This is a genomic window from Halobellus sp. H-GB7 (assembly GCF_030848585.1).
In the GTDB taxonomy this organism is placed as follows: domain Archaea; phylum Halobacteriota; class Halobacteria; order Halobacteriales; family Haloferacaceae; genus Haloquadratum; species Haloquadratum inordinatus.
In genome coordinates this window covers 395,492-413,409 of record NZ_JAVDDW010000001.1, presented here as the reverse complement: position 1 = coordinate 413,409, position 17,918 = coordinate 395,492, and the positions used below count along the sequence as shown (strand labels likewise).

18 protein-coding genes are annotated in these 17,918 nt (G+C 65.4%); 7 read left to right on the top strand and 11 right to left on the bottom strand.

Annotated elements, in window-relative coordinates:
* Positions 1-41: 41 nt before the first annotated feature.
* On the bottom strand, positions 42-1,397 hold the full coding sequence (gene hflX / locus RBH22_RS02220) for a GTPase HflX (RefSeq protein WP_306676407.1): 1,356 nt from the start codon (positions 1,395-1,397) through the stop codon (positions 42-44).
* Between the two features lie 327 nt (positions 1,398-1,724).
* On the opposite strand from hflX, the gene RBH22_RS02215 reads away from it, so the two are divergent.
* Positions 1,725-2,798, top strand: a complete 1,074-nt coding sequence (locus tag RBH22_RS02215) for an EamA family transporter (protein WP_306676406.1) — start codon at positions 1,725-1,727, stop codon at positions 2,796-2,798.
* A gap of 93 nt (positions 2,799-2,891) precedes the next feature.
* Here RBH22_RS02215 and thrS read toward each other — a convergent pair whose 3' ends face one another.
* The 7 genes from thrS to RBH22_RS02180 all read right to left on the bottom strand — a co-directional run bounded on the left by thrS (position 2,892) and on the right by RBH22_RS02180 (position 8,626).
* Entirely contained in the window at positions 2,892-4,817 is a 1,926-nt protein-coding gene (gene thrS, locus RBH22_RS02210) for a threonine--tRNA ligase (RefSeq protein WP_256544698.1), read from the bottom strand.
* Positions 4,818-4,918: 101 nt separating this feature from the next.
* Complete coding sequence (locus tag RBH22_RS02205; RefSeq protein ID WP_256544697.1) at positions 4,919-5,374, bottom strand: hypothetical protein; 456 nt, start codon at positions 5,372-5,374, stop codon at positions 4,919-4,921.
* Positions 5,375-5,484: 110 nt separating this feature from the next.
* Entirely contained in the window at positions 5,485-6,267 is a 783-nt protein-coding gene (locus RBH22_RS02200; RefSeq protein ID WP_306676729.1) for an endonuclease V, read from the bottom strand.
* A 4-nt stretch (positions 6,268-6,271) separates the two neighbouring features.
* Positions 6,272-7,219, bottom strand: a complete 948-nt coding sequence (locus RBH22_RS02195; RefSeq protein WP_256288070.1) for a rhomboid family intramembrane serine protease — start codon at positions 7,217-7,219, stop codon at positions 6,272-6,274.
* Positions 7,220-7,401: 182 nt separating this feature from the next.
* The gene (locus RBH22_RS02190) at positions 7,402-7,686 is read right to left on the bottom strand and encodes a DUF2892 domain-containing protein (protein WP_256288069.1); all 285 of its coding nucleotides are present in this window, start codon (positions 7,684-7,686) and stop codon (positions 7,402-7,404) included.
* 119 nt (positions 7,687-7,805) lie between these two features.
* The gene (locus tag RBH22_RS02185; RefSeq protein WP_256288068.1) at positions 7,806-7,940 is read right to left on the bottom strand and encodes a hypothetical protein; all 135 of its coding nucleotides are present in this window, start codon (positions 7,938-7,940) and stop codon (positions 7,806-7,808) included.
* Positions 7,941-8,092: 152 nt separating this feature from the next.
* A complete protein-coding gene (locus RBH22_RS02180; RefSeq protein ID WP_256288067.1) occupies positions 8,093-8,626 on the bottom strand; it encodes an inorganic diphosphatase in 534 nt (177 codons plus the stop codon).
* A gap of 293 nt (positions 8,627-8,919) precedes the next feature.
* Here RBH22_RS02180 and RBH22_RS02175 point away from each other — a divergent pair, with 293 nt between their 5' ends.
* A complete protein-coding gene (locus RBH22_RS02175; RefSeq protein WP_256288066.1) occupies positions 8,920-9,279 on the top strand; it encodes a PadR family transcriptional regulator in 360 nt (119 codons plus the stop codon).
* A 91-nt stretch (positions 9,280-9,370) separates the two neighbouring features.
* On the opposite strand, the gene RBH22_RS02170 is transcribed toward RBH22_RS02175, so the two are convergent.
* Positions 9,371-10,027: a rnhA operon protein gene (locus tag RBH22_RS02170; RefSeq protein WP_256544693.1), complete on the bottom strand. Its 657-nt coding sequence runs from the start codon at positions 10,025-10,027 to the stop codon at positions 9,371-9,373.
* Complete coding sequence (rnhA, locus tag RBH22_RS02165) at positions 10,020-10,616, bottom strand: ribonuclease HI (RefSeq protein WP_256544692.1); 597 nt, start codon at positions 10,614-10,616, stop codon at positions 10,020-10,022. Before rnhA ends, RBH22_RS02170 begins: the two co-directional genes overlap by 8 nt.
* A 183-nt stretch (positions 10,617-10,799) precedes the next feature.
* On the opposite strand from rnhA, the gene RBH22_RS02160 reads away from it, so the two are divergent.
* The 3 genes from RBH22_RS02160 to RBH22_RS02150 all read left to right on the top strand — a co-directional run bounded on the left by RBH22_RS02160 (position 10,800) and on the right by RBH22_RS02150 (position 14,023).
* Entirely contained in the window at positions 10,800-11,783 is a 984-nt protein-coding gene (locus RBH22_RS02160; RefSeq protein ID WP_121568108.1) for a transcription initiation factor IIB, read from the top strand.
* 472 nt (positions 11,784-12,255) lie between these two features.
* Positions 12,256-13,518, top strand: a complete 1,263-nt coding sequence (nreA, locus tag RBH22_RS02155; RefSeq protein ID WP_256288063.1) for a DNA repair protein NreA — start codon at positions 12,256-12,258, stop codon at positions 13,516-13,518.
* Between the two features lie 106 nt (positions 13,519-13,624).
* Positions 13,625-14,023, top strand: coding sequence for a TRAM domain-containing protein (locus tag RBH22_RS02150; RefSeq protein ID WP_121568106.1), 399 nt, complete (start codon positions 13,625-13,627; stop codon positions 14,021-14,023).
* 8 nt (positions 14,024-14,031) lie between these two features.
* Here the strand turns inward: RBH22_RS02150 and RBH22_RS02145 are convergent, their stop codons facing one another.
* Positions 14,032-15,765 (bottom strand): radical SAM protein, encoded by a 1,734-nt coding sequence (locus tag RBH22_RS02145; RefSeq protein ID WP_306676405.1) that lies wholly within the window; start codon positions 15,763-15,765, stop codon positions 14,032-14,034.
* Positions 15,766-15,888: 123 nt separating this feature from the next.
* Between RBH22_RS02145 and RBH22_RS02140 the strand changes: the two genes are divergently transcribed.
* Both RBH22_RS02140 and RBH22_RS02135 read left to right on the top strand, forming a co-directional pair.
* Complete coding sequence (locus tag RBH22_RS02140; RefSeq protein WP_306676404.1) at positions 15,889-16,545, top strand: GNAT family N-acetyltransferase; 657 nt, start codon at positions 15,889-15,891, stop codon at positions 16,543-16,545.
* Positions 16,546-16,626: 81 nt separating this feature from the next.
* Positions 16,627-17,823, top strand: coding sequence for a 3-dehydroquinate synthase II (locus RBH22_RS02135; RefSeq protein WP_306676403.1), 1,197 nt, complete (start codon positions 16,627-16,629; stop codon positions 17,821-17,823).
* Positions 17,824-17,918: the final 95 nt, after the last annotated feature.

Here is a 17,918-nt window from a genome sequence, read left to right as displayed (position 1 = left end):
GCGTCGTCGATTCGGACATCGAGCCCAGTGGTCCCCAGATCCTACCGCCCGTCGACGCTCGCTTCGGACTCGGCGGATTCGGGTTCCGCGCTGGAGGCTGGAACGCGGACGTCTGCCGCTTTCGATCGCGCTTTCTCGACGATGGCGGGGCGCGCGGAGAACTCGACGAGGACCTCCTCGCCGGTGTACTCCTCGCGCTCGACGTGGCCGTGGTCGTAGAGCCACGAGACGAGGCTCATCGCATCGTCCGACATCGGCAAGAGCAGTCGCTCCTCACGCCACTCGGGGAGTTCGGCTTCGATGCGGTCGGTCAGTTCGTCGATGTTCTCACCGGTGAGTCCCGAGACGACGACCGGGTTCGGTGCGAGGGCGTCGAGCGCCGCGCGCTTCTCTGCGAGCTCGTCTTCGTCGACGCGGTCGATCTTGTTGAGGACCGTGACGATGGGCGCTTCGTTCCGCTCGTAGAGCGTGTCGTGACTGGTGATGAGCTTCTCGCGCATCTCCTCGATCGACTCGGAGGCGTCGACGACGAGCAACACGAGGTCGGCGCGGTAGACCGAATCCAGCGTCGACTCGAAGGACTCGACGAGCCAGTGCGGAAGATTGGAGATGAACCCGACGGTGTCGGTCAAGAGAACGTCTCTCGTCCCCGTGTCGGCTCGGCGCGTCGTCGTGCCGAGCGTCGTGAACAGGCGGTCTTCCGACTCCGCGGTCGGGTCGAGATCCGGGTGGAGCCCCTCGTTCTCGCCCACGTCGAGGTCGTCTGCGAGCCGGCGCATCAGCGTCGACTTGCCGGCGTTCGTGTAGCCAGCGAGCGCGACGAGATCGAAGCCGGACTCCCGGCGCTGCTCGCGACGCGTCTCCTCTTTGTCGGCGATGGCGTCGAGTTCCTGCTTGATACGGGAGATCTGCGCTTTGATGTCCTGCTCGCGGCTCTCGTCGTACTCGCCGAGGCCCATAAACCCGGGGCGCTCGTCGCGCTTTGCCAGCGACGCTTTCGCCTCCGCGCGCGGGAGTTCGTAGCGCAGTTCCGCGAGTTCGACTTGCAACTGCGCCTTGCGGGTGTTGGCCCGCTGGCCGAAAATCTCGAGGATGAGCGTGAAGCGGTCGATCACTTCGACGCCCTCCGGAAGTTTCCCGCCGATGTTGTACGTCTGGTACGGCCCCAGGCGGTTGTCGACGATGACCGCCTGGGCGTTCGTCTCGCGGACGAGCGCGGCTAGTTCCTCGACTTTCCCCTCGCCGAAGTGGTAGGCCGCGTCCTCCTCGCGCGACTGCGAGAGTTGGCCGACGACGTCGTAGCCGGCCGCGCGGGCCAGGTCCATAATCTCGCTCAAGTCGGCAGTATCGCCGCCGTCGACCCGTTTCGCGACGACGACGGGGCTGTCTTCGCTCATCGTTTCACCGCAGTAGCGGCGGTCTCGGGGTGATTCACCTGCACTGTCTAGGCGGAGGTAGGCGGTCGAAGCACTTGAACGCTACCCGAATTCCAGCGCCGATCCGAGCGTGTCGTTCCCGAGAGAGGCCCCCGACATCACTTGTGACTCGCCGTGATTCGAAGTAGCACGGTGCCGTTGCGTAATATCTCCCTATATTCCTAATATTATAGAATCTAAAACGATTGTATTGCTCTATTTTGTAGATAAGTATAAACAGCTCTAGCTCTGAGTGAAGATATCTCTATGAGATATGGAATTCGTTCCCGGTTTCTACCACCTGAGGTGGTGCTGTTCGTCACACTTGCGACCGTCTGGGGGCTCTCTTTCGTCGCCATCGAGGCCGGACTCGCCCACGTCCCGCCGCTGTTCTTCGCGGCCGTCCGCTACGCGCTGGCTGGCGTCCTCGTCCTCGGCTACGCCGCGGTCACGACGGACCGCCTCCGACCGCGCGGTCGCACCGAATGGCTGAACGTCGCCGTCGTCGGCACCTTCCTCGTCGGTGGCTACCACGCACTGCTCTACGTCGGACAACTGTCCGTCCCCGGCCCCGTTGCCGCCGTCGTCGTGAGTCTCTCACCGGTCCTGACGGCGGTCTTCGCTGCGATGCTCCTCGACGACTCGCTCGACGCGGTCTCCGCCGGCGGCTTCGCCGTGGGGCTCCTCGGCGTCGCAATCGTCGCCGACCTCGATCCGTCGAACCTGTTCGCGTCGGACCTCCTCGGAGTCGGTCTCTTGCTCGCCGGTGCCGCGACGTTCGCGCTCGGCTCTGTGCTCTCGACCCCGCTTCGGACGACGCTCGCAGACGTCTCGATGCAGGGCTGGGCGATGCTTCTCGGGGCCGGCGTGCTCTTCGCCGGATCGCTCGCGCGCGGCGAAGCCGTCGCGACCGTCGAGTGGACGACGACCGCGCTCGCGTCACTCGCGTATCTGACCGTTGCCTCCGGTGTGATCGGCTTTCTCGTCTACTTCGCGCTCCACGAACGGGTCGGCCCCGCCGAGAGCAACCTCGTCGGCTACTTCCAGCCGATCGTCGCCGCGCTCGGCGGCTGGCTCCTGCTCGGGCAGACGGTGAGCCAGACGACCGTCCTCGGCTTCCTCGGCATCTTCACTGGGTTCGTCCTCGTCCAGCACGAACTCGTCCGCGAGCAGTTCGGCGGCGTGCTGGTCCCCCGACAGCGGGTCGCCCGAAGCCGGGTGTTCCCGCAGCGGCGGGTCGTCCACTGGTCGAGTCTGGAGTACCGAATCTATCGGCACCTTCGGCGGGCGCGTACCCGCGTGTGTGACCTCTCTCCGGGTCGAGCCCAGATCTGCGAGAAGCAGTCCTCGCCCGCGACGGGATACGGTCACGACGCCGACTGACGAGACGACCGACTCGTCTCTCTATCGAAGTACTCGCAAAAATACGCCGCCCGTCCGCGCGTCCGCAGGATGTGAGAGATCCCAGAGACCGCGTTACTCCTCGATGAAGTCCGGCTCGATCCGCTTTTCGTCGTACTCGGATTCGAGGTGCGCGCGGAACGTCTCGACGTCGACGTCCTGTCGCTCCTGCTCCTTCCGGTCGCGCACCGAAATCGTCCCGTTCTCCTCCTCGTCGTCGCCGACGACGATCATATACGGCACGCGGTCCTCCTGTGCTTCGCGGATCTTGCGGCCGAGCGTCCACGAGCGGTCCTCGACCGAGGTCCGAAAGTCGCCCAGTTCGTTCTTCACGCGGTGGGCGTACCCGAGCTGGTCGTCGCTGATCGGGAGGATGCGGACCTGCTCGGGCGCGAGCCAGAACGGGAACTTGCCGTCGAAGTGCTCGATGAGCACCATAAAGAAGCGCTCGTAGGAGCCATACAGCGCGCGGTGGATCATCACCGGACGGTGCTCCTCGTTGTCTTCGCCCGTGTAGGAGAGCTCGAAGCGCTCGGGCATATTGAAGTCGAGTTGGACGGTCGGACCGTCCCACTTCCGACCGAGCGCGTCCTCGAAGGCGAAGTCGATTTTTGGACCATAGAAGGCGCCGTCGCCGGGTTCGAGGTCGTAGTCGATACCCTGATTTTCGAGCACGGAACGGAGCTGTGACTCCGCTTGCTCCCAGATCTCGTCGCCGCCGACGGACTTCTCCGGGCGGGTCGCGAGCGCGACGTGGGCGTCGAGGTCGAAGGTGTCGAGCACCTCGTAGATGGCGTCCATCACCTGATTGACCTCTCCTTCGATCTGCTCGGGGCGGCAGAACAGGTGGCCGTCGTCGATAGTGAACGACCAGACGCGCGAGAGGCCCGAGAGCTCCCCGCGCTGCTCTTTCCGGTAGACTTTGCCGTCCTCGAAGTAGCGAACTGGCAGGTCGCGGTAGGACCAGGATTTCTGATCGAAGATGGTCGCGTGGCCCGGGCAGTTCATCGGCTTCAGGCCGTATTCCTCGTCGTTGACGTCCATCAGGAACATATCGTCGACGTAGTTGTCGTAGTGTCCCGACTTCTTCCACAGTTCCGTCCGGAACAGATGGGGCGTCTCGACGGGGTCGTAGCCGGCGTCGAGGTTGAGCGAGCGGGCGTAGTCGGCGAGTTCGTCGAGGATCTTCTTCCCGTTGGGGTGATACAGCGGCAGGCCGGGACCCGTGACCTCCGGTATGGAGAACAGATCGAGTTCCTGTCCGAGCTTTCGGTGGTCGCGCTCTTGGGCCTCTTCGCGAAGGGTGAGGTAGTCTTCGAGGTCGGATTCGGACTCGAAGGCCGTCCCGTAGACGCGCGTCAGCGTGTCGTTGTCCTCGTCGCCACGCCAGTACGCCGAGGAGATGTTGAGAAGCGTCACTGCACCGATCTCGCCCGTGGACTCGACGTGGGGACCCTTACAGAGATCCTCGAAGTCGCCCTGGACGTAGAAGGAGATGGGATCCTCGCCGGCAGCCTCGTCCTGGAGAATCTCCTGTTTGTATGGGTTGTCGTCGTAGGTGTCGAGTGCCTCCTCGCGCGGCCGGAGTTCACGCTCGATGGGGAGGTCCTCTTCGATGATGGCCTCCATCTCGTCTTCGATCGCTTCGAGGTCGTCCTGATCGAGGTCGACGTTCGCGACGTCGTAGTAGAAGCCCTCGTCGGTCGGCGGCCCGATGGCGAGTTTCGCTTCGGGGTGGAGCCGCTGGAGCGCCTGGGCGAAGACGTGCGCGGCCGAGTGGCGCAGCACGCGGAGATACTCGTCGCTCTGGTCGGTGACGATGACGATCTCGGCACCGTCGTGGACGGGTGCCGCCTTGTCGACGAGTTCCCCGTCGACGACGCCCGCGACGGTGTCGCGGCCGAGTCCGGGTCCGATCTCGTAGGCGACGTCCTCGACCGTCGCGTCCTCCGAAACAGAGAGTTCAGAGCCGTCGGGGAGGCTGACAACGATTTCGCTCATACGCGTTGGGAGTGCGAGCGTACGAATAAGTGTTTTCGAGTCGCCGAACGGGCTGGTACGTCAGCGCTGGGCGCACGCTCGGTACCGACACCGATCCGCGGTCAGCAGATGGCGTAGTAGGAATAGAGTCCCCCCTCGTCTGTGATCTCCACGTAGGCGTTCCCGTAGCACGCGCTCGTCTCGATCGTGACGCTCTCTGTCGTGTTGCGGGCGGTCGCCACGACGCGGAACGGTTCGATCCCCGCCGGGTCAGCCGCCGAGAGGTTGTAGACGTCGCGTTCTGCACCCGGTTCGAGAGTGTAGGTCGCCTCGTGAACCGTCTCGTTCGTCGTCTCGCGGACGACGCGCACGTGGATCTCGACGCTCCGGTTCCAGGCGTTCTCCAGTCGCACCTCCTTGTTCGGATCCGGCTGGTCCGACGCGTGAGCCGTTCCGGCCGGCGTCGACGCCGTCGGCGACGCCGAGGTCGAGGGAGCGTCGCCGTTCGGGACGCCGAGGCAACCGGCGGAGAGCAGTAAGACGGCGAGCACCACGGAGGCGGCTCGTGTGAGGTCCATCACGTGGGAACACGGCAGTGGGCAGAAAGGGCCTTGTGGTGGATCAAAGGAGTGTTTGAGAGATCTGAGAGAGTACAGCGGCGTCGCCGCGATACCCGACGCGACACTCGTTATGCGTACTCCGCCTTCACCTCGTCGGCGTAGGCGTCCGCCAGCCGGGTCGGCTCGGGGAGTTTGTAGCCGTCGCAGAGCCGCTCGACGAGGTCGGTCGCGGTCCCGACGCCCACGCGATGTCCCGGACTGACGTACAGCGGGTTGACGATCGGCCGCGACGCGTACTGCCGGGACTGGAACGCGTGGCCGATCTGTTCACCGGGTGCAGCGTTCTCGACGTCCGCGTCGGCCCGGATCGGCGTCCGCCACCCCTCCGGGCGGCCGTCGACGTCGTCGTCGGGGGTGCCACAGAGCAGGCCCTTCGCGACGCCGACGCTCGGGAGGTCGAGCAACACGCCGAGGTGCGTCGCCAGTCCCGCCTGCCGGTAGTGGATGCGGCCGCTGCCGTCGAAGACGACGAGGTCGGGCTCACACGCCAGTTCCGCGAACGCGGCGAGAATCGGCCCACCCTCCCGGAAGGCGAGCAGTCCAGGAATGTAGGGGATCTCCAGGTCGGTCACGGCGTGCGCGCGCTCGACGACAGTCTCCCCGCGGCGGACGACCACGACGCTCACGGCGCGGTCGTCGAGGAACGCCTGATCGACCCCGGCGACGAGCGGACGGTCGTCGGGATCGGTCGCTGCATCGAGGGTGTGGTCGGCCCGTAGCGACAGAGCTGTTGGATCGAAATCGAATGCGTCTTCCCACGTCGCCGCCGCGGCGACGTCGAGTTGCAGCGACTCCATCTCCGCGCGCGTCAGCGCGGGGTCGGGGACGAACTCGGGACGAACCGGCCGCATCGGTTCAGGGGCGGCGGCCCGGGCCGCCGGGGCCGCCCGGACCACCGCCCATTCCGCCGCCGCCGCGACCGAACTGCAGGGAGTTCGGGACGCCGACCCGGTCCTTCACGCGGACGCCGTAGGCGAGGCCGACGAGCAGGCCGGCGAGGTGTGCGAGGTGGGCGACGTTACCGCCGACGAGGCCGCTGCCGGCGGCGCCGAAGCCGGCGACGATGCTGAACGCGGCGAAGCCGAACGTGAGCACCCACAGCGGCATCGGGATGATGAAGTAGAGATACACCTTCAGGTTCGGGTTCAGGACGGTGAGCACGCCGAGCACACCCATAATCGCCCCGGACGCGCCGACGACGCCCGCGCCGAAGGGGCCGACCGTCAGCAGCGTCGAGAAGACCTGCGCGAGCCCGGCGATGATGCCGGCCCCGAAGAAGAGCGCGGCGAAGCGCTTCGTGGAGAGATAGCGCTCGACCACCGGGCCGAAGAAGTACAGCGCGATGCTGTTGAAGGCGATGTGCGTGAAGCCGCCGTGGGCGAAGATCGAGGTGAGCCACGTCCAGACGTACTCGATGTGCCCGGGCGAGAGCACGAACGCGGCCTGCCAGAGCGAACTCCGCGGCGACGCGCCGAGCAGGAAGGGGAAGATGAAGTACTGCAGCGCGAACGTGATCCACATCACGCCGAGGAAGACGTAGCTCATATTTCCACGGAAGTACCCGAGCGGGCCGCCAGTGCCGAGCAGTCGGTCGGCGAAGCCACTCGAACGCGACGTACTGCCGCGGTTCTGGACTGAGTCGTCGAACCCGCTGTCGAAGACGCCCGAGGGGTCGTTCCAGTCGCTGAGGCCCGGGCAGTCGTGGTTCTCCGGGAGTCGGTGTTCAGCACAGAACGTGTTCCCGCACCGTCGGCACTGGTACGGCAGGTTCTCGTGCTTCCCGCACTCGTCGCAGGTAGCCATCACTCACCGTAGTCGCGGCGCAAGTAAAAGCGGTTCCCCTCAGTGGAGTCGCGTGCGGTGCGAGGCTGGCGAACGGGCCAGCCCCGCCCACCGGCGTCTTGCGACGATTGCGCGGGCACCGTTCGACGAGGCGCTGCTCGCCGATCCGAGAACGTCTCGGACGACCAGAACTCGGGCGGGACTCAGGCGGCCTCGACGTCGATCTCTACGGCCTCGTCGGTGTGATCCGATCCGTCCGGACGACCCCCACCCGATCCGTCCGGGCTGGCGTCGTTCTCGCGGGTGTCGACGCCGGCGACGTCGTAGGCCGGACAGTACCCCGTCGCACCCGTTGCGAGCATCGTCCCGCCAGCGCCGAGCGCGGCCGCCCGCCGGACCGGGCCGCGCGTCGTGAGGGCCGCACCGAGTAGCGTCGCTCCTGCAGCGATGCGTGCGCGTCGATCCATTCGGCCGACGTTTTGCTCCATACTGAAACTACGAACTGAGCAGTCTTGTATTTTTCACCCAAGACGTTCGGCGTTTCGCGGTCACGACCGCTCGTCGGCACAGCGGTCCGGTCGTCGAACGTGGCTCGAAGAAGGCGTCGTTACGCCGCGTTCTCGGTCGTCTCTTCCGATCCGCTCTCGCTGGTCGGAGCCTCGTCTGCGTCGCGCTCCTGTCGGTGGTTGGTGGGAACGACCGTCGGGTGGGCGACGCCGAGGCGCGGGTTCTTGGCAGCCATCACAGATAGTACTTCAGCCCCTACGGGCAAAAGATTACCCATACGCATAACGCATCGGGGCGCACAGCGACCATTACTGGGAGGTATCCGGGGGACTCAACCCGTCGCTAAGCAGGGTGATACGGCGCGAAAAAGCGGAACGGGGGGGTCGCTTACGCGAAGTTCTCTTCGTAGAGGTCCATCGCGTGCTCGATGGCGTCCTTCGCGGCGGCGGCGTCTTCCCAGCCGAGCGTCTCCGTCTGTTTGCCCTCTTCGAGGTTCTTGTAGGTCTCGAAGAACTCGGCAATCTCGGCCTTCTGCTGGTCGGTGAGGTCGTCGACGTCTTGGACGTCGTCGTAGCGCGGGTCCTCGTCGGGGACGGCGATCACTTTGTCGTCCTTCTCGCCGTCGTCGTCCATCCGCATCAGCGCGACCGGGCGGGCCTCGATGATGCACCCGGGGAACGTCTGATCCTCGACGAGCACGAGGATGTCGAAGGGGTCCTCGTCGTCGTAGTACGTCTGCGGGAGGAACCCGTAGTCCGAGGGGTAGTGAACGTTCGAGTGGAGCACGCGGTCGAGGACGACGCCGGGAACGTCCTTGTCGTACTCGTATTTGTTCCGTTCGCCCTTTAGACACTCGACGACGGCGTAGACGACGTCCGGCGCGTCCGGACCGGTCTCGATGTCTTCCCAGAGGTTCGTCATACCTGTGCTGTCTCCGAACGAGCAAAAAGTCCTTTCGCATCGTCGGTACGCAACAGGTAGCATCACACGTGTCAGCGTGTAACGCGGTATATGCGACCGATTTGATGATCGGGTAATATTCGTCCAAGAATACCCAGACGGGACCATCACTAGACATTTCCGGGCCGATATCCGTGGGGGAAGAAACACGGATCGCCCGATTGCGACCGCCAAGAACCGGTTAGAGGCCGATTTGGTTTTAATGTGAAGATTAGTTGAGAAGCGTTAAATATCCCGGACCCATTTCAACTGGTATGTCAGAGGCACAAACAGTTACTGACACGGAAGGTGTGGTACGCGACCTTACGGCATTCCAGCAGAATATCCTCGTCATCCTCGCCGAGGAGCCGATGTACGGCCTCGCGATCAAACGCGAACTCGAGACGTACTACGGCACCGAAGTGAACCACGGCCGACTCTACCCCAACCTCGACGACCTCGTCGAGATGGGACTCGTCGAAAAGAGCGAACTCGACAAGCGGACGAACCAGTACGAGCTTACCGAACAGGGCCACGACGCGCTCCTCGATCAGTTCGATTGGATGTTCGCGAAGTTCGTCACCGGCGACGAACGCGCCGCAGAACTCACCGACCTCGTCGAAGCGTACCGATAGACCGGATATCGTAGCATTTGCAACCGATTGCGCACCAGATCACACGCTGTCGTGCGGTCGGTGCGTGAAGACTCGCGAATGCTACTGTAGTTCAGGTTCCGGGCACTCCGTCGTCGACCACCTCGGCAACGAGCTCGACGCTATCGACGACGATGGATTCCTGTTCTTTCGATGGCCACGCGTTGCGCGGGTAGTACTCCGCGAGGAACTCCTCGCGCTCCTCGGGCGTGGCGTCCGCGACCGTCTTGAGGTAGTGGTTTCCCATAAAGTCCGCAAACGCGCGGACGTTGCCGGCGTGGGCGGGACCGTACTCTTTCTCTATCGCGTCGACGATCGCCTGGTTCTCGTCTTCGACGTGTTCCCACTCCGCGCCGTGGTCTGGACCCGACAGCGATACCTCCACCGCGCGGTCGGTATCCTCGATGCGATCGAACTGGACCGTACCGTCTTCGACCCACTCCTCGGGGTAGAGAACGAGCGTGTCGTCCTCGTCGCGGACGCGTGCGGTGAAGTCGTGCTCGTCGACGAGTTCGTCGCGACGCTCCTGGTACGCCTCCGCGGCGTCGTCGACGGCGGCCTCGCTTTCCAGTCGCGTCAGCCGCTCCGCTTCGTCTATCACGTCTTCGGGTATCTCGGGATCGTCGGCCGCATCGTCACTTCCGGTCGGCCGGCGTCCGTCGGCCGGCTCTGGGACGTCTGCCGCCTCGCGCTCCCGTCGATCGAACGTCTCACTGTGGTCTTCAGCCATCGTCGAGCGCCTCGTTCGCTAGTGAGTCGGCGCGTCCGTTTACCGCTCTCGGTACGTGTTCGAGCGACCACCGATCGAACGCATCGAGCAGTTCGAGCACGCGGACCCGTCGCTCCCGCAGTTCCGGGTTGTTCGTGTCGTACTCGCCTTTCACCTGGCGGACGATCAACTGGGAGTCGCCGCGAACGTCGACCTCGTCGAACCCGTAGTCGCGGGCGACTTCCAGTGCGCGTGCGAGCGCCTCGTACTCCGCGCGGTTGTTCGTCGTCTCGCCGATGCGTTTGCTCCCCTCGTCGACGATCCCGTCGCTCGTGACGATGACCCAGCCGATCGCCGCGGGGCCGGGGTTGCCGCGGCTCGCGCCGTCGAAGTACACGTGCGCGCGTCCGCCACCGTCAGACCGGAGGACCGCAAGCAGATCTGTCGGCTGCGATCCCTGCACGACCACCTTGTCGTCGTAGGCGACGGCAGTCGCCCCGCCGCGTTCGGCACGCCACCGCTCGTAGTCGGTGTTACCCGCCCGAACCTCGACGCCCGCGGCTTCGAGTCGGTCGCGGGCGACGTCGGGATCGCACTCCACACTCGGCATACCGGAGAGAGTCAGAGCGCGGGAAAGAACCGTTCGGTCTCTCCTCGCTCTCCGAGGGCGTCGTCAGCCCGCGGATCGAATCCGCACACGTCGTCGCCGCCGCCGACCGTACGACTCGTGCGACGGAGCACCCCGAACCAGCCGAGGGTTTAACTGTATCGAGATAGCGAATATAAAAATGCGATGACACGGCCCACCCGCCAGCGGGAACAGGACGTCGAGAGGACGCGATGGCAGGGCGAGCGTGAAGACGAGGCGGACGGAGCGGAAGACGACATCGACTTCGAGGATATGGACGAGGAAGACCTCGTCCGTACGGGTGACGGAGAACTCATCCACGAACCGACGGGTATCGTCGTCGAGGAGGAGCAGATCGATCCCGGACCGGAGTGGCGGGCGTTCAACCACTCCGAGCGCCAGGAGAAGTCCCGCGTGGGCGCCCCCACGACACAGACGATGCACGACAAGGGGCTGACGACGACGATCGACTGGAAGGACAAAGACGCCTACGGGCGCTCGATCTCCTCGCGCAAGCGCTCACAGATGCACCGATTGCGCAAGTGGCAAGAGCGCATCCGGACGAAGGACGCAGGCGAGCGCAACCTCCAGTTCGCGCTCTCGGAGATCGACCGGATGGCGTCGGCGCTGGGCGTCCCACGATCGGTACGGGAGGTCGCGTCGGTCATCTATCGCCGCGCGCTCAACGAGGACCTCATCCGCGGCCGGTCTATCGAAGGCGTCGCCACTTCTGCCCTCTATGCGGCGTGCCGCAAGGAGGGGATCCCCCGGTCCTTAGAGGAGATCTCTGAGGTCTCCCGCGTCGATCGAAAGGAGATCGGCCGGACGTATCGTTACATCTCCCAGGAGCTCGGCCTGGAGATGAAGCCGGTCGATCCGAAGAAGTACGTCCCACGGTTCTGTTCGGAACTCGATCTCTCGAAGGAGGTCCAATCGAAGGCCGACGAGATCATCGAGACGACCGCAGAGAAGGGACTGCTCTCCGGGAAGTCGCCGACGGGGTTCGCGGCCGCGGCGATCTATGCGGCGTCACTGCTCTGCAACGAGAAGAAGACCCAGCGCGAGGTCGCCGACGTCGCACAGGTGACGGAAGTCACCATCCGGAATCGCTACCAAGAGCAGATCGAAGCGATGGGCATCCACAGTTAGAGCCACGCCGGCGTCGCTCGCGAGTCTCGGAGGGCGCCAAAATCCCCTCCGTCGCTTCGTACTGTCGGTCGCTCGACGGTCGAGCCGCCTCTGTTGCGAGCGCGGACGACTCGGCCGTTCCACATTCGAACGTACCTCCTCCAGCCACAGGGGGACGATCGTCCCGGAGAGAAACGTCGACCTCACGTCGCGGCACATCCGGTAGACGCTCTCGCGTCGCGGCACATCCGGTAGCGCCCTCCCCACGGAGCGCCACGTCCGATGTGCCGTGTCGCCAGAAGCGGTGCGATAGAGAACAGTCGGCACGCTACAGTCCCGCACCGACGTGCCGAACAACTGCTGCCCGGCGCGGGATAGACATCACGTCACACGATCGCTGGCCGCTCGTTCGTAGATAAACTCACGCACCGAGCCGCGGGTCGATCGACGAGACGCCGAAGGTTCATATCCGTCCCCGCCGCACACCCACACGATGAATCTGGACGAGTACGTCGACGTCGAGCGGAACGAGCGCGCGGAGCGTCGGCGACTCGCCGAGGAGAAGTCCTACGACATCCTCGATCACCTGGAGACGTTTCAGGATCGCTTCGAGGAGACCATCCAGGGCGACTCGCTGTACGGCGGCGTCTCGCCGTCGATCTTCGTCGGCACCTCCAACTACCCGCGCGTCTCGACGGGCCTTCTCTCGCCTGTCGGTCACGACGAAAACGCCGAGCAGTTCGAGACCTCCGGAGCGTGGTACGACGAAGGCGTCTCGATCTCCGACGTCTTCGCGCGGCGCACGTCGCTTCTCAACTCCAATCGCTCACAGAAGGTGACGAACGTCGCGGACTCGTGGAACGGCTTTCTCGGCACCCAGCGCGAAGTGGCGATCGCCGACCGTCCCGTGACGGTCGAGATCGGCCTCGACGAACGCCCGGACGTCGACTTAGACGTCGGCGTCGAAGACGTCGCCACGCCGGTCGGGCCGCGCGCTCGTGCCCGCTCTGCGGAGTTAGCGGAGAACCCCCACGTGCCGCGTCCCGTCGAGAAGACGCTCGAAGACGACGACTGGAACGCCGAGGGCGCGATGAACTACCTCTATCGCCGCGGCTTCGACGTCTACGACATCAACACGATTCTCTCTGCGGGCGCGCTCGGACAGACCGACCAGCGGCGACTCGTGCCCACGCGCTGGTCGATCACCGCCGTCGACGACACCGTCGGCCAGTACCTCAGAGGGCGGATCCGGACGAATCCTGGGATCGACGCCGTCGAAGTCCACCGCAACGAGTTCCTCGGAAACGCCTTCTGGGTGATCCTCGCACCGGGCAAGTGGGAGTACGAACTCGTCGAGTTGAAAGCACCCGGGAGCGTCTGGAATCCCGACCCCGAAGCCGGGATGTACCTCGCCGCGGACAGCGAGGGCTCGGAGGGTCGCACAGGCTACGTCGACGAGACCGCCGGCGCGTACCACGCAGCACGGCTGGCCGTCCTCGAACACCTCGAAGACCGTGGCCGGCAGGCGAAAGCGCTCGTCCTCCGGCACGTCTCCGACGACTACTGGGGGCCGGTCGGCGTCTGGCAGGTTCGCGAGACCGTCCGGGACGCGTTCGAGGACGAACACGGCACCGCTGAAACGTTCGGCGACGCAGTCCGCGGCGTCACGAAGCACCTCCCCGTGTCGCTGTCGACGCTCCGGCGAAAATCGACGATGGCGGCCGGACTCCAGCGGACGCTCGGGGACTTCGGATGAGCGCGGGGAAAACCCAGCAATCGTGGGGAAATCGACCCGCCGCGGTGGCGTGACCGGCGGTACTACTTTAACGATTCGCCGAGAGATACCACCGGAGGTCTACACGGTGGAAATCTCAGATAAACTCCTGTGTCTGTTCAACGCGGACGTTCGCGCCGAAGAGGATCGCTACGTCGTCGAAGTACCGAAGCGCGAGGTCGAAACCGGGTCGATAGAACCCGGCGAGGCCTACCGCGTCGCTCTCATCTCTCGTGCCGTCGAGTCTTCCTCGGAACCGTCCGAGTCCGAACGGCCGTCCTCGGAGCCACAGCCGCCGGTCGAACCCGGCGAACTGCGCTACGTCGAGATCGAGGACATCGGCAAGCAAGGCGACGGCATCGCCCGCGTCGAACGCGGCTACGTGATCATCGTCCCCGACACGGAGGTGGGCGACCGAGTGAAGATCGAGGTCACCGAAGTGAAATCGAACTTCGCCGTCGGCGAAGTGATCGAAGAAGAGATCTAATCCTATCGTCAGTCCGCGCTCGGTCGTTCGTCAGTCGGGTAGCTCCCGGTGAACGTCGAGAAGTCGATTTCTGGACTCGGCACGGCCGCCGCAGAGTCGTACGGGCGATTGATGACGATATCGCCGGCCGTCCGGTCGCCGATGCCAGGAATCGCCGTGAGTTCGTCCATCGTCGCCGCGTTGGGGTCCAGCGGGTACGGAACGCCGGTCACCGACCGATAGCCGTGGTCGACGACCGCGACGTCGATCGTCGCCCCGAGGTCGCGCTCGCCCGGGATGCCGACCAAGAGTGGATACGTCCCGAGCTGCCGGCCGAACGTCCGACCGTCCTGGTGATATTCGAGGTGGACGTCCGGCAGCACGGTTCCGATCGGTGCGAGCCGCCGCAGCATCGGCCGGTCGATCTCCTCGCGGATGTCGCGTTTGTACTGTTTGAACCGCTTTTTGTGTTCCTTCGCGATGTCGGCTCCTTCGTCGGCCATCTCGGTGCCCTCGAAGGCCATCACCTGCCGGATGTTGATCCGCCGGACCATCAGCCCCGCGTCGTAGACGCGCTGGAGGAACTGTTTGTTGTGCTCGAAGGTCTCCGCGCGCTCACCTTTCAGCCCGTGCAGGAGGTTGATCCCGGGCAGGAGTTTCGGGAGGCGGTTCGCGGCGCCGTCGCCGTGCGTCGGCGCGTCGGCGGGGTCGTCGCCGGGACGCCAGCCCGCCTCCTCGTTGACGATCTCGATCGCTCGGAAGCACTCGTCGGCGGTGACGTTCAGCTGATTTTGCTCCTGTACCACGGGATCTGCCGATTCGAGTCCGAACGCCGCGGTGTCGCCGGGCGTGTTGTGTTCGGCGATGATCCGAATGCCCTCTCTGGCTTTCTCGGGCCACTTCACCACCGTGATCGGGTTCATGTTGTCGAGGTGAAGCGTCCCGAGGTTGGGCGCGACCTCCCGGATCCCGCCGTAGAGTCGGCGCAGGGCGTCCGGGTTGGGCGCTTCGCCGTCGCCGCCGTACGCGAGGATGTCGGCCTGTCGACCGAGCCGGAGGTGTCGAACGCCCCGCTCGTAGAGGTTCTCGACCTCGCGGACGACCGACTCGGGCGTCCGGAACGCGGGGTTGCCGTACATCGGCTCCGTACAGAACGAACATCGGTAGGCGCACCCGCGCGAGGTCTCCAGTTCGGCGATGAGGTACTCGGGGTGGTTCGGATGCTGTTCGACGACGAACGCGCCCTGCGCCGCCCAGCGGTCCAGTTCGTCGTTGTCGCGGTAGCGGTTCTCGAAGCCCTCCAGTCCGCTGTCGACGAGGTCGTACGCCGCGGCCTCGACGTCGCCCATCGCGAGGAAGTCGTAGTCGAGGTCCTTCCGCTGCATCTCCTGTGCGCCGGCGTTCTCCTCGCCGACGCCGAAGCGGATCGGCCCGCCCATCACGGAGACGCCCTCTGCGGCCCAGGCGAGTTCGCGCACTTCGTCGGGTTCGGCGGGCGTCCCGCCGACGTACTTGCCGGGGACGGTCATCCCGCCGAGGTAGACGAACAGGTCGGCGTCGGCGACGTCGGCCCACTTCGCCCGGTCCTCGCGGAGTTCGTCGATCGTGTGGTACGTGACGTTCGCCTCGGGGACGCCGGCGTCGACGATCGCACCGGCCGTGAACCGCGGATACGTCGAGATGTACGGCGGCACGCCGAAGTGCGCCGGCTCGTCGACGTAGCCGTCGACGAGCGTCACGGAGAGGTCGGCCGGGTCAGTCATACGAGTGCAAAGACGGCCGAGCGGTAAAACGCTCACCTTCTCAGACGAACTCGAGGGTCGGCCGCGATGCGCTGGCGCGCCGCAACCGCAAGAGAGGTTAGCTCGCGGGTCGGTTCGAGATGTATGAGCGAGGACGCCGGACCGAACCCGCACGCCGACGGAACGGACTGTCGTGCGGACTCGTCAGATACCTCGGACGCTGTCGTGACGCTCCGTCCCGCCCGCCCGGAAGACGCCGCTGCCATCCGCGACATCTACGCGCCGTTCGTCCGCGACTCCCCGGCGACGTTCCGAACCGACGTGCCGACAACGGCCGAACTCGCCGAGAAGATCCGCGCGAAGCGCGCGGTCGACGAGTATCCGTGGTACGTCGCCGTCAGCGATGCGGGGGGGCGCGACCAGGAGGTCGTCGGCTACGCCTACGCCAGCCGGCTCCGCGACCGGGCGGCGTACCGCTGGACCGTCGAGACGTCCATCTACGTCGATCCCGCGACACATCGGTCCGGCGTGGGGACGCGGCTGTACGACCGCCTGCTCGGCACGCTCCGCCGGCAGGGGTACTGCTCGGCGTACGCCGCGCTGGGAATGCCGAACCCCGAGAGCGAGCGCTTTCACGAACGACACGGCTTCGAGCGCGTCGGACAGTTCCCCGCTGCCGGTTTCAAACTGGGTGAGTGGCGCGACGTCGTCTGGTATCACCGTCGACTCCGGGATCCGGACGGCGACCCGGACGAACCGCGCACGGTCTCGGCCGTCGAGCAGCCGACTGACGAACGCTGACGCTTGAGCGGAGACGGCACCGCGGCAATCCTCCGCAGAGTCGCCACGTTCAAGCGCACCGACCGAGTTGAGCCGACAACGATGACACGAAGCGTCTGGCTCAAGGCCGACGACAGCGTCGGCGACTGGGAGACACGCAAACGACGGATCACGGCAGGGCTCGAAGCCGGGGTCGACTGGGTACTCGTCGACGAGGACGACGTCGAGCGCGTTCGCTCGCTCGGCGACGTCTCCGTGGCGGCGTTCCGGACGGACTCAGATACGACGCTCATCGACGACGTCGAGGAGGGTGACGAGGACGCCGCGAGCATCGACGCCGCGAGCGAGGCCGACGCGTACATCGTCGGCAAGGACGGCGAGGGCGACGGCACCGTCGACCTTCCCGGCGACTTCTCCGGGTCGGCCGATCTCACGACGCTCCGCCGCGAGGACAACCGAGCGCAGGGCTCCTACGTCCGGATTCTCTCGAAGGACTACGAGAGCTTCGCCGAGGAGGCAGCCAAAGACGCTGACTACACCATCGTCGTCGGCGAGGACTGGACGATCATCCCGCTGGAGAACCTCATCGCGCGGATCGGCGAGGAGACTGACCTGATCGCCGGTGTCACGACCGCCGAAGAGGCCAAGACGGCCTTCGAGACGCTCGAACTCGGGGCCGACGGCGTACTTCTCGACTCCGACGATCCCGACGAGATTCGCCAGACGGTCGAGGTGCGCGACGAGGCCGAGCGCGAGACGCTCGACCTCCAGTGGGCCACCGTCACGGCCATCGAACGGACCGGGATGGCCGACCGCGTCTGCGTCGATACGGGCAATCTGATGGAACACGACGAGGGGATGCTCGTCGGCAGTATGGGCCGCGGACTGTTCTTCGTCCACGCCGAGACCGCCGAATCGCCGTACGTCGCCTCCCGGCCGTTCCGAGTCAACGCCGGCGCGGTCCACGCCTACGTCCGGACGCCAGACGGCGGCACGAAGTACCTCTCGGAACTCAAGAGCGGCGACGAGGTGCAAGTCGTCGACGCCGACGGCAAGACGCGCGAGGCCGTCGTCGGCCGCGTGAAGATCGAAAAGCGCCCGATGTTCCGCATCGAGGCCGAGATCGACGGTGACCGCGTGGAGACGCTGCTGCAGAACGCCGAGACGATCAAGGTCCACACGCGCGAGGGACGCACGGCCGTCACGGACCTGGAAGCCGGAGACGACGTCCTGCTGTTCTACGAGCAGACCGCGCGACACTTCGGCGAGGCCGTCGAAGAGAGTATCATCGAGAAGTAGGCGTCTGTAGTAGCGTTTGCAACTGATTACAGAGGCGATCGCACGACTGGTGTGATTGGGTGAGTGGAGACTCGCAAACGCTCTATAGCGCGGCG

Coding starts and splice junctions, on each gene's coding strand:
- rnhA (WP_256544692.1), bottom strand. CDS start 10,616: ATGCCGAGTGTGGAGTGCGATCCCGACGTCGCCCGCGACCGACTCGAA.
- RBH22_RS02175 (WP_256288066.1), top strand. CDS start 8,920: ATGTCAGAGGCACAAACAGTTACTGACACGGAAGGTGTGGTACGCGAC.
- RBH22_RS02140 (WP_306676404.1), top strand. CDS start 15,889: ATGAGCGAGGACGCCGGACCGAACCCGCACGCCGACGGAACGGACTGT.
- RBH22_RS02135 (WP_306676403.1), top strand. CDS start 16,627: ATGACACGAAGCGTCTGGCTCAAGGCCGACGACAGCGTCGGCGACTGG.
- RBH22_RS02185 (WP_256288068.1), bottom strand. CDS start 7,940: ATGGCTGCCAAGAACCCGCGCCTCGGCGTCGCCCACCCGACGGTCGTT.
- RBH22_RS02180 (WP_256288067.1), bottom strand. CDS start 8,626: ATGACGAACCTCTGGGAAGACATCGAGACCGGTCCGGACGCGCCGGAC.
- RBH22_RS02195 (WP_256288070.1), bottom strand. CDS start 7,219: ATGGCTACCTGCGACGAGTGCGGGAAGCACGAGAACCTGCCGTACCAG.
- thrS (WP_256544698.1), bottom strand. CDS start 4,817: ATGAGCGAAATCGTTGTCAGCCTCCCCGACGGCTCTGAACTCTCTGTT.
- RBH22_RS02190 (WP_256288069.1), bottom strand. CDS start 7,686: ATGGAGCAAAACGTCGGCCGAATGGATCGACGCGCACGCATCGCTGCA.
- RBH22_RS02200 (WP_306676729.1), bottom strand. CDS start 6,267: ATGCGGCCGGTTCGTCCCGAGTTCGTCCCCGACCCCGCGCTGACGCGC.
- RBH22_RS02205 (WP_256544697.1), bottom strand. CDS start 5,374: ATGGACCTCACACGAGCCGCCTCCGTGGTGCTCGCCGTCTTACTGCTC.
- hflX (WP_306676407.1), bottom strand. CDS start 1,397: ATGAGCGAAGACAGCCCCGTCGTCGTCGCGAAACGGGTCGACGGCGGC.
- RBH22_RS02145 (WP_306676405.1), bottom strand. CDS start 15,765: ATGACTGACCCGGCCGACCTCTCCGTGACGCTCGTCGACGGCTACGTC.
- RBH22_RS02160 (WP_121568108.1), top strand. CDS start 10,800: ATGACACGGCCCACCCGCCAGCGGGAACAGGACGTCGAGAGGACGCGA.
- RBH22_RS02170 (WP_256544693.1), bottom strand. CDS start 10,027: ATGGCTGAAGACCACAGTGAGACGTTCGATCGACGGGAGCGCGAGGCG.
- nreA (WP_256288063.1), top strand. CDS start 12,256: ATGAATCTGGACGAGTACGTCGACGTCGAGCGGAACGAGCGCGCGGAG.